We start from the raw sequence: 9,148 nt of genomic DNA on the forward strand, positions 1-9,148 counted from the left end.
AGCCGATCCTCCCCACCGATAAGCGTCAGCGCCCCCGGTGTCGGCCCCGGTGCCGCGAATTGGTCCTGCGCGCCGATGCGGGCGAGATAGGCTTGAACGGCCCGGTTGCCGCGCAGAATAAGATGGGTGCCGAGATCGACCAGCGGCAGGCTTTCCCCCGCCAGCGGCCAGGAGCGGCACCGCCCGCCCGCGTGCGGCGTCGCTTCGAAGAGTATCACCTGATCGCCATTACTCACCGCCATCACGGCGGCGGCGAGCCCGGCGAGACCCGCGCCAATCACGATTGTCGAACGGCTCATCGTAAAATCAAAGCCCGCAGCAATACCTGCACCCGATCCCCCCGCCGCACCCGTGTGCCGGGGGCGAAATCCGCCGCGCGCAAGCGCAGGAACAGCCGGTGATAGAGCGCCACGATCGCCCAAACCGCCCGCCGCCCGGCAAAGCGGTGTGCGGCGAGCCGGGCGAAGGCCTCGGCATAGGCAGCTTCGACCTGGGGAACGAGGAAAGCCGCCCGCGCGCGGAGATCAACCGCCGTCGGCGTGCCCTCGCCCCATGCTTCGCGCGGCAGATAGATCCGCCCCTGGGTCGCATCGGCCTCCAGATCACGCAGAATATTGGTGAGTTGCAGTGCCCGCCCCGCCGCCTGCGCCAAGGCCGCATCTTGGATGCCGAGGGCGGCGAGAATCAATTCCCCAACCGCCCCCGCCACCCGGTCGCAGTAGAGGGCCAAGGTCTGCGCGTCAGGAGCCCAGATTGGCGCGCGCAGGTCCGATAGAACCCCATTCAGCAACGCCAGGAACGGCGGAATTGGCAGGCGATAGCGCGTAACCAGGGCGACAAAAGAAACCGGCAAGGGAGGCTTCCACTCCCCGTCGGCCAAAGCCGCCACCGCCTGCCGCCAATCGGCAAGCCGGGCTTCGGCAGCCACCGGATCGACAGCCTCATCGGCCCAGGAATCCCAATCGCGGGCGAAGCGATAGACCAGCGCCACCGCCTTGCGGGCGTCGCGCGGCAAGAGCGGCAACGCCGCACGGAAGGAGCCGCTGAGGCGCGGGCGCGGCAGATCGGGCGGGACCAGCGCCGCCCCCGCGCAAGCAAGACCATCGCGAAAACTCAACCGTCGCCCAGCCTCAAGCGCCGACCTCTGCCGCCGCGCCGCCGTTATTGTGGCGGCCGCCTGTCGCCGCAATCCGGGGGACCGAATCAGCATCGGCAGCACCGCCGCCCGCTCCAGCAAGGCCGGAAGCAAGGCCCGCAGGGCGGGAGTTGCCGCCTCGGGCAGATAGGGCTGCCCCCATCGCACCCGGTCCCCGCCCTCATCACCAAGATGATTGAGCAATTGCAGGGCCAAACACAGCGCATCGGACGCGGGATAAAGCAGCGGCGACTCCCCGTGCAAGGTCAGCAGAAACCGCCCCACGGGCTCCGACGACGCCCGGCACGCTGCCACCGCTGCGCCAAAATCCTGGGGCAAATCGCCGCGCGCATCGGCCTCAAAGGCGGGAAGCAAAGCTTCTAACGCCGCAAGAGCGGGCGGGCAGAAGGCCAGCGCATCTGCCGCTTCGACCCGCACCTGGGCCAAGCCCGCAAGCCGCTGTTCGACACTCAAAGCCGGGGCGGGCGTATCGGCCCAATCATCCGCCGCGCGGGCGAAGCGGTAGAAGGCCAAAATCGCCGCCCGCTCCCGCCCGGCAAGCCAGCGCAGAGCAACCGGAAAGGACTCCTGTCGCATTGTTTTACCCTGCTTACGGGGGTTCTCGGCGGCAAGACCTAGGAAAGAGGCGCTCATGGGGCCGCACCATAGCATTCCCGTGCGCCCGCGTCCCCGTTTTGCCTCTTGTTTGCCGCAATCCCTTGTGCAGTATGCCGTGAGACGCCGGGCAAGTTCCGGTTACGCCATCGCCGATCCAAAGGATCCTTGGACCATGCTGTTCGCTTCTTCCCGCACCCCGTTCCTTGCCGGACTCATGCTGTCGGCGGCCCTTCTCGTCGCAGCCCCGGTTTCGGCGCAGACGATTGGCGAGTTTCTGAAGCAACCCGCCGCCAAGGACGATCCTGTGATCGCGCGCGCCGGGGCGATTGATATTCGCCGCTCGGACCTGGTGCGCTCGCTCGATGGGCTGCCGCCGCAGGTGCAGCAGATGCCGATGCAAACCGTCTATCCGCTGATCCTCGACCGTTTGGTCGATGGTAAGCTGATCGCCGGGGCCGCCCGCGCCCAGAAGCTGAACGATGATCCCGAAGTGAAGCGCAAACTGGCCGATTACGAAGATCGCGTCGTTCAAGAAATCTACCTGAACCGCGCCGTGGCCGCGAAGGTAGACGATAAGGCGCTCGAAGCGCGCTATCAGCAGTTCCTCAAAGATAATCCCCAGCAGGAAGAAGTGCGCGCGCGGCATATTCTGGTGGCGAGCGAAGCCGTCGCCAAAGAAATCATCGCCGACCTCAAGAAAGGCGGCGATTTCGCGGCGCTGGCCAAAGCCAAATCCACCGATGGATCGGCCAAAGAAGGCGGCGATTTGGGCTTCTTCACCCGCGAAGACATGGTGCCGGAATTCTCCGAAGCCGCTTTTGCCCTGAAGCCGAATGAATTCACCCAAGAGCCGGTGAAAAGCCAGTTCGGCTGGCACGTGATTAAGCTGGAGCAGCGCCGCCAGACGGCAGCCCCGGCTTTGGCCGACGTGCGCGACCAGCTCACTTCCGAAATGTCGCAAGAAATGATTACGAAGATCGTCGAAGACCTGCGCAAAGGCGCGAAGATCGAGAAATTCGATATCGAGGGCAAGCCGCTGCCCGCCGCTCAATAACCTAGCCCGCGAAAGCCCGACCGATGGCAAAGCTCGTCTCGCCGCTCGCCCCTGCTGCGTTTCCCACTCTGCTGCCGATTGCGGGCGTTCGCCTCGCCTCGGGCGCGGTTGGGGTGCGCTATTCGGGCCGAACCGATGTGTTTCTGGCGGAACTTTCCGCCGGAACCACGGTCGCCGGGGTCTATACCAAGTCCCTCACCCGCTCGGCCCCGGTCGATTGGTGCCGGGAGGCGCAAAAGGGCGGCACGGCGCGCGCGATTGTGGTGAATTCGGGCAATTCCAACGCCTTTACCGGCAAAGCCGGGTGGGGTTCGGTCGAACGCACCGCAAATGCCGCCGCCGCCCTTCTGGGCTGCAAACCGTCCGAAGTCTTCATCGCTTCGACCGGCGTGATCGGCGAACCGCTGCCCGATCACAAGATTACCGACGGGCTGCCCGCGATTGCGCAAACCCTGGCCGATGACGCCTGGCAAGCCGCCGCCGAAGCCATTATGACCACCGATACCTTCCCGAAAGCCGCGACGGCCACCGCGACGATCGATGGGGTTTCCGTGCGCATCAATGGGATCTGCAAGGGCTCGGGCATGATTGCGCCGGATATGGCGACGATGCTGGGTTTTCTGTTTACCGATGCCGCGATTAGCGCCGACGCGCTGCAAGCCCTGCTCGCCCCAGCCTCGGACAAAAGCTTCAACTGCATCACGGTTGATAGCGATACCTCCACCTCCGATACGGTGGTTCTCTGCGCGACCGGCAAGGCCGGAAACGCCCCGATCACCGATGCCGCCGACCCACGCGCCGAAAGTTTTCGGGTAGCGCTGGAGGCCGTGTGTACCGACCTCGCCCAGCAACTCGCCCGCGACGGCGAAGGCGCGCAGAAGTTCGTAACGGTGGATGTTGAAGGCGCGGTTTCGGACGAATCGGCGAAAATCGTGGCCCTCGCCATCGCCAATTCGCCGCTGGTGAAAACCGCGATTGCCGGGGAAGATGCCAATTGGGGCCGCGTCGTTATGGCCGTGGGCAAGGCCGGGCAACCGGCGGACCGCGATAAGCTCTCCATCTGGTTTGGCGGCTACAGCGTGGCGAAGGACGGTCAGCGCGTCGAAGGCTATGACGAGGCCCCGATCAATGCCCATATGCAGGGCAAAGAGGTGCATCTCAAGGTCGATCTGGGCCTTGGCAGCGGCACCGCCCGCGTTTGGACCTGCGATTTGACCCACGGCTATATCGATATCAATGGCAGCTATCGGAGCTGATCCGCTGCTGCCGCAGCCGATTCTCGATACCGCGCGTCTGCGCCTCCGGCCCCTGCGGCCGGGGGATTTGGCGCGCATTACCAAGCTCGCCAATGATCCCGATATTTCGGACCGCACCGCCGCGATTCCGCACCCCTATAAGCCCCATCACGCCGAATATTGGCTGACCAACAGCCGGGCGGAGCGCGAACGCGGCGAGGCCGTGACTTACGCCATCGCGCTGAAAGATAGTGATGAGTTCATCGGCGGCGTTTCCCTTACGCTCATGCCGGGGGCCGAACGGTCCATTCTGCTCGGCTATTGGCTGGGGCGGGATTATTGGGGTCAGGGCTATGCCACCGAAGCGGTGCGCCGCGCCCTGCATTTCATCTTCACCGACCTCGACCGCGTGTCGGCCTATGCGCTGGTGCTGCCGGGGAATGATTCCTCGCTGGGGGTGCTCGATAAGCTGGGGTTCGAGCCCTGCGGTATCGAAAATCTCCCCGCCGAAGAGCGCTGCCGTCCCGCCTTTGGGCGTCGCGTTGCGCGGGCCGATTTCCTGGCCGCCCAGCCAGTGAAACGCACCCTCTTCGTGGTCGCCGCCGCCCTGATCGATAGCGACGGGCGGGTGCTGCTGGCCGAACGCCCCGAGGGGAAAGCCCTGGCCGGTCTGTGGGAGTTCCCCGGCGGTAAAGTCTCTGACGGCGAAACGCCGGAAGCGGCCTTGGTGCGCGAGTTGAAGGAGGAGTTGGGGATTACCGTCCGCCCCTCCTGCCTCGCGCCCTTCGCCTTTGCCTCGCACACCTACCCGGATTTCCACCTGCTGATGCCGCTCTACCTCTGCCGCGTCTGGGAGGGCGAACCGCACGGCCACGAAGGCCAAGCCCTCGCCTGGGTCCGCCCGACGCGCCTGCACGATTACGCCATGCCGCCCGCCGATGTGCCGCTGGTGGCGCAGTTGCGGGCGATGTTGTAGGCGCCTCTACCCCTCCGTCAGATCATCCTTGCCGAGTTTCACCGTCGGGCGCTGGATGTCACTTACCCCGACTTCCGCCTGAAGTTGGGTCAGCGAGCGGATATGGGCCGTGAAAATTCGCATCAGCGCGCGGATCAACTTATCGCTGCGCCCGAGGCGATATTGAAAATAGTCGCGCGGAAAGACGCGGCAGACGGTGGGTTCGATGGCCCGGACCGAGGCGCTACGCCGGTCGCCATCCACCAAGGCCATTTCACCGAAAATTCCATTCTTCTTGATGTAACCGATAATAATTTCGGCACGCCCCGTATTTTTAAAAACCTCTACGGTGCCGCTTTCGATCAAATAAAAGGAATTACCCGCCTCGCCCTCTTGGACGATAAGATCATTTGTATCGTACAATCGGCGACTGACTAAAGGAACTTGCTTGCGCATGGGCCGACACTTCATGGGAAAAATATTCTATACTATTACCACGCCCAATAATCGCCCCGCAACCATATTGAGATTGAAAGATATTCGCCCGAAGGGTCAAAATCTGCAACTGCCGGATACCGCAGCCGCCCCCTCTAATCGTCCAGCATATCCTTCTGGGTGAAGCTATAGCTGGGGCGTTGCACCTCCCCCGCGCCAACGTCGGCCTGAAGCTGAGTGAGAGAGCGGATATGCCCTGTGAAAATCCGCATAAGGGCCTGAATCAACTTATCGCTGCGCCCAAGGCGGTATTGAAAATATTCGCGGGGGAAAATCTGGCAGGTGGTGAGTTCCACGGCGCGGACCGAGGCCATGCGTTTGGAGCCATCCACCAACGCCATTTCACCAAAAATCCCATCTTTGCCAATATGTCCTAAAATCGCTTCGCCCTTATCCGTTGTTTTAAAGATCTCGACCGCCCCTTTTTCGATTAAATACAGTGAATACCCCTCTTCGCCTTCTCGAACGATCACATCACCGGGGCTATAGAGGCGGCGATCAGCTAATAAGGAGGGCTTTCGCATGGGCTTAGACTTCACTTTAAAAAATTGATAACGTGCATTACCCCAACGCCAAACCAAGGCGCGCTAGCAGCACACGCAAAAGTAGGGCTGTCACTTCTTTCCCCTAAAGCGACAGCCCTACTATAAGTAAATTTACCCGAAATGAATATTAAGTATTTTCCATTCTCTCCCTCAACACTCCCTCGAACAAGGCCGCTTACGCCGCTTCGCTATCCTCGATAATCCACGGCTCGCGCTTGCCCGCCTCGATCCATTCCACCATCGGCGGCAGGGCGAGCACGGCGGCCATATAGGCGCGGCTCTCGTCATCCACGTCGACGAGGTAGGAGGTAAAGCGGGTGACAACCGGCGCGAACATCGCATCGGCAATCGTGGGCGTCCCAAACAAGAAAGGCCCGCCGACGCCAAACCGCTTGCGGCAATCGCGCCACAAGGCGGTGACGCGGTTGATATCTTCTTGCGCCGCCGGGGTTAGATTGCGCGGCGGCGTTGCGCGGCGAATATTCATCGGCAGGGCCGAGCGGAGGCCCACGAAGCCCGAATGCATTTCGGCGGAAACCGAGCGCGCTACGGCGCGCGTGATGGGGTCCTGCGGCCAAAGCTGCGCCTCGGGGGCCTGTTCCGCCGCCCATTCGCAAATCGCAAGACTATCCCAAATCACCGTATCGTCGATTTTGAGCGCGGGCACCTTGCCGGTTGGACTATGACGCAAAATATCTTGGCGGGTAGCGGCCTGATACAGGGGAATCAGCACTTCCTCGAACGAAATCCCCGCCAACTTTAGGGCAAGCCAGGGGCGTAAAGACCAGGACGAATAGTTTTTATTGCCAATGAATAGGGTCAAGCCCATGGCCTGGTTCCTCCAGCGTGGGTCTGTAAAAACAACGGCGCTCAGCAAACCCGAGCCCCCGCACCCTGGCAAGGGCTTTTGCGACGATCGGGGTTGCGGTTTTCGCGGGGGCGCGTTCAGCCTAGCAACGGACGCAAAAACCCGATAGGAAAGGCAAGTCTATAGGATGGGGCGCGATGGCCTGGTGTAAAACCAGCGCCGCAACAAGCCGACCGAGCCAGGGGCTGCCCGCCCCAAGCCGGCGATGATGGGATGGAGGACTGGGTGAAGGCGTTAAATCCGATTTTGATGTCGGGACGGGAAGTCCTGCCGCTGGTTGAAGGCGGTAAAGGGATCGCCGTTTCGAACGGTCAAAGCTCCGGCGCATGGTCCGCCGCGGGCGGGATTGGCACTTTCTCGGGCGTCAATGCCGACCAATATGATGCGGACGGCCAGATCATCCCGATGATCTACCACGGCAAAACCCGCCGGGAACGCCATGAAGAGCTAATCGCTTACTCCATCAGCGGCGGCATCGCCCAGGCGCAGATCGCCCATGAAACGGCGAACGGCCAAGGCCGTATCCACATGAATATTCTGTGGGAAATGGCCGCCTCGGAAATCATCCTCAACGGCGTGCTCGAAGGCTCGAAGGGCCTGATCCACGGCGTTACCTGCGGCGCGGGCATGCCCTATAAGGTGGCGGAAATCTGCGCCAAATACGGCGTTTACTATTACCCCATCGTCTCCTCGGCGCGCGCTTTCCGCGCCCTGTGGAAGCGCGCCTATCACCGGTTCCCCGATCTACTCGGCGGCGTGGTCTATGAAGATCCGTGGCTTGCGGGCGGGCACAATGGTCTTTCGAACTCCGAAGACCCGAATAAACCGGAAGATCCGCTACCGCGCCTGATCGAACTTCGTCAGGTGATGCGCGAGTTTGGCCTGCACCAAACGCCCATCATTATGGCGGGCGGCGTGTGGTTCCTGCGCGAGTGGCAAGATTTCATCGATAATCCCGATCTTGGGCCGGTTGGCTTCCAGTTCGGCACGCGCCCGCTGCTGACCCAGGAAAGCCCGATTTCCGCCGCGTGGCGCAAGCGCCTGCTGGAGCTAAAGCCCGGCGATGTGTATCTCAACCGCTTTTCGCCCACCGGCTTTTACTCGTCGGCGGTGGAAAACGCGTTTCTGCGCAATCTCAAGGGCCGGTCGGAACGCCAGATCGCCTTCACCGCCCACGCCCACGGCGAGCATGATACCGAACTGAAGATTGGCGCGCGCGGTCGCTCCGTCTTCGTGACCTCGGTCGATAAGGTCAATGCCGAACAATGGATGACCCAAGGCTTCACCGAAGCCCTGCGCACGCCGGAAAGCACCCTCGTCTTCGTGACCCCCGAGGATAGTGTGGAAATCCGCACCGATCAGGTGGAATGCATGGGGTGCCTGTCGCACTGCAATTTCTCCAACTGGGCGCAGAATGAATCGGGCACGACGGGCAAATCACCCGATCCGCGCAGCTTCTGCATTCAAAAGACGCTGCAGGAAATCAGCCATTCCGACGATATCGAACATCAATTGATGTTCGCCGGGCATAATGCCTATCGCTTCGGGCAAGATCCGTTCTACGCCAATGGTTTCGTGCCGACCGTGCGGCAGTTGATGGATCGGATTGTCACGGGGGATTAAGCGGAAACTCCGCAGCGAGTTGCAGTTTTCGAGTATTCTGCTTACTATTAGAACGCTCTGGTTAGGATTGTAGGCCCTTCCAGAGCGTCCTAAACGCGGATTATTTTGAAGACAAGGGTTGTTCTGTGTATCAATTCTCTCTCCTGAAACAAAACCTCGAAGTATCCAAGTTTGAAGCCGTTGTTTTAGACGTTCAGCATATTCAAGATGTTTCTATTCGGAGTGAGGGAAGCGTTAGTTTTGTTCATCCTCAGTATGGCGGCTACGTAGCACCTCCCCAAATATTTTCTGAGGACAATTCTTTTTCTCGTCTCAGAATTGAGTATCAAAATGGGAAAAAAGCAAATCTTGATATTCCTCAGAGCATATCGGTGTTCAAAGGTGATAAAGTTTCTCTTTTTTTTGTGAAAAATGGATCTATAAAAAAAGAAATTCTGGGTGTTCTGCAAAATACGGAAACCAACGTCACGCATCATTTTTTTAATTTTCAGCCCCCAATCGTACACACAGGAATGCTGTTTGGTGGGTTTTTTTCATTTTTTGGAGGCGTTTTCAATTTTATCTGGAAATCTTCTCCACAATTTTTTGTAATTTCCATTCCTATAGCAGCTTTCTTTTTT

The 9,148-nt window shown here is 60.5% G+C and carries 10 protein-coding genes; 5 read left to right on the forward strand and 5 right to left on the reverse strand.

Translation table 11 applies throughout. From position 1 onward, the window contains the following. The coding region (locus ACIQ36_RS15295; RefSeq protein ID WP_395830851.1) for an NAD(P)-binding protein at positions 1-299 on the reverse strand (299 nt) is incomplete at its 3' end. Continuing rightward, positions 296-1,732 carry a squalene/phytoene synthase family protein gene (locus ACIQ36_RS15300; RefSeq protein WP_395830854.1) on the reverse strand — a complete coding sequence of 479 codons (1,437 nt, stop codon included), beginning with the start codon at positions 1,730-1,732 and terminating at the stop codon, positions 296-298. The genes ACIQ36_RS15295 and ACIQ36_RS15300, both read right to left, overlap by 4 nt. A gap of 193 nt (positions 1,733-1,925) precedes the next feature. Between ACIQ36_RS15300 and ACIQ36_RS15305 the strand changes: the two genes are divergently transcribed. The 3 genes from ACIQ36_RS15305 to mutT are packed head-to-tail and all read left to right on the forward strand — an operon-like array spanning position 1,926 to position 5,018. After that, complete coding sequence (locus ACIQ36_RS15305; protein ID WP_395830856.1) at positions 1,926-2,807, forward strand: peptidylprolyl isomerase; 882 nt, start codon at positions 1,926-1,928, stop codon at positions 2,805-2,807. Between the two features lie 23 nt (positions 2,808-2,830). Beyond that, positions 2,831-4,063, forward strand: a complete 1,233-nt coding sequence (argJ, locus tag ACIQ36_RS15310) for a bifunctional glutamate N-acetyltransferase/amino-acid acetyltransferase ArgJ (protein WP_395830859.1) — start codon at positions 2,831-2,833, stop codon at positions 4,061-4,063. Beyond that, positions 4,044-5,018, forward strand: a complete 975-nt coding sequence (mutT, locus tag ACIQ36_RS15315) for an 8-oxo-dGTP diphosphatase MutT (RefSeq protein ID WP_395830860.1) — start codon at positions 4,044-4,046, stop codon at positions 5,016-5,018. The genes argJ and mutT overlap by 20 nt, the downstream gene beginning before the upstream one ends. A 6-nt stretch (positions 5,019-5,024) precedes the next feature. Here mutT and ACIQ36_RS15320 read toward each other — a convergent pair whose 3' ends face one another. From ACIQ36_RS15320 to ACIQ36_RS15330, 3 genes are all read right to left on the reverse strand, one after another. Continuing rightward, the gene (locus ACIQ36_RS15320; RefSeq protein WP_395830862.1) at positions 5,025-5,453 is read right to left on the reverse strand and encodes a cyclic nucleotide-binding domain-containing protein; all 429 of its coding nucleotides are present in this window, start codon (positions 5,451-5,453) and stop codon (positions 5,025-5,027) included. Positions 5,454-5,587: 134 nt separating this feature from the next. After that, a complete protein-coding gene (locus tag ACIQ36_RS15325) occupies positions 5,588-6,016 on the reverse strand; it encodes a cyclic nucleotide-binding domain-containing protein (RefSeq protein WP_395830864.1) in 429 nt (142 codons plus the stop codon). A gap of 196 nt (positions 6,017-6,212) precedes the next feature. Further along, positions 6,213-6,866 (reverse strand): glutathione S-transferase family protein, encoded by a 654-nt coding sequence (locus ACIQ36_RS15330; protein ID WP_395830866.1) that lies wholly within the window; start codon positions 6,864-6,866, stop codon positions 6,213-6,215. A 264-nt stretch (positions 6,867-7,130) separates the two neighbouring features. Between ACIQ36_RS15330 and ACIQ36_RS15335 the strand changes: the two genes are divergently transcribed. Both ACIQ36_RS15335 and ACIQ36_RS15340 read left to right on the forward strand, forming a co-directional pair. Further along, the gene (locus ACIQ36_RS15335) at positions 7,131-8,528 is read left to right on the forward strand and encodes an NAD(P)H-dependent flavin oxidoreductase (protein WP_395830868.1); all 1,398 of its coding nucleotides are present in this window, start codon (positions 7,131-7,133) and stop codon (positions 8,526-8,528) included. Between the two features lie 125 nt (positions 8,529-8,653). Further along, the coding region (locus ACIQ36_RS15340) for a hypothetical protein (RefSeq protein WP_395830870.1) at positions 8,654-9,148 on the forward strand (495 nt) is incomplete at its 3' end.

Source organism: Elstera sp. (genome assembly GCF_044372965.1).
Lineage (GTDB): Bacteria > Pseudomonadota > Alphaproteobacteria > Elsterales > Elsteraceae > Elstera.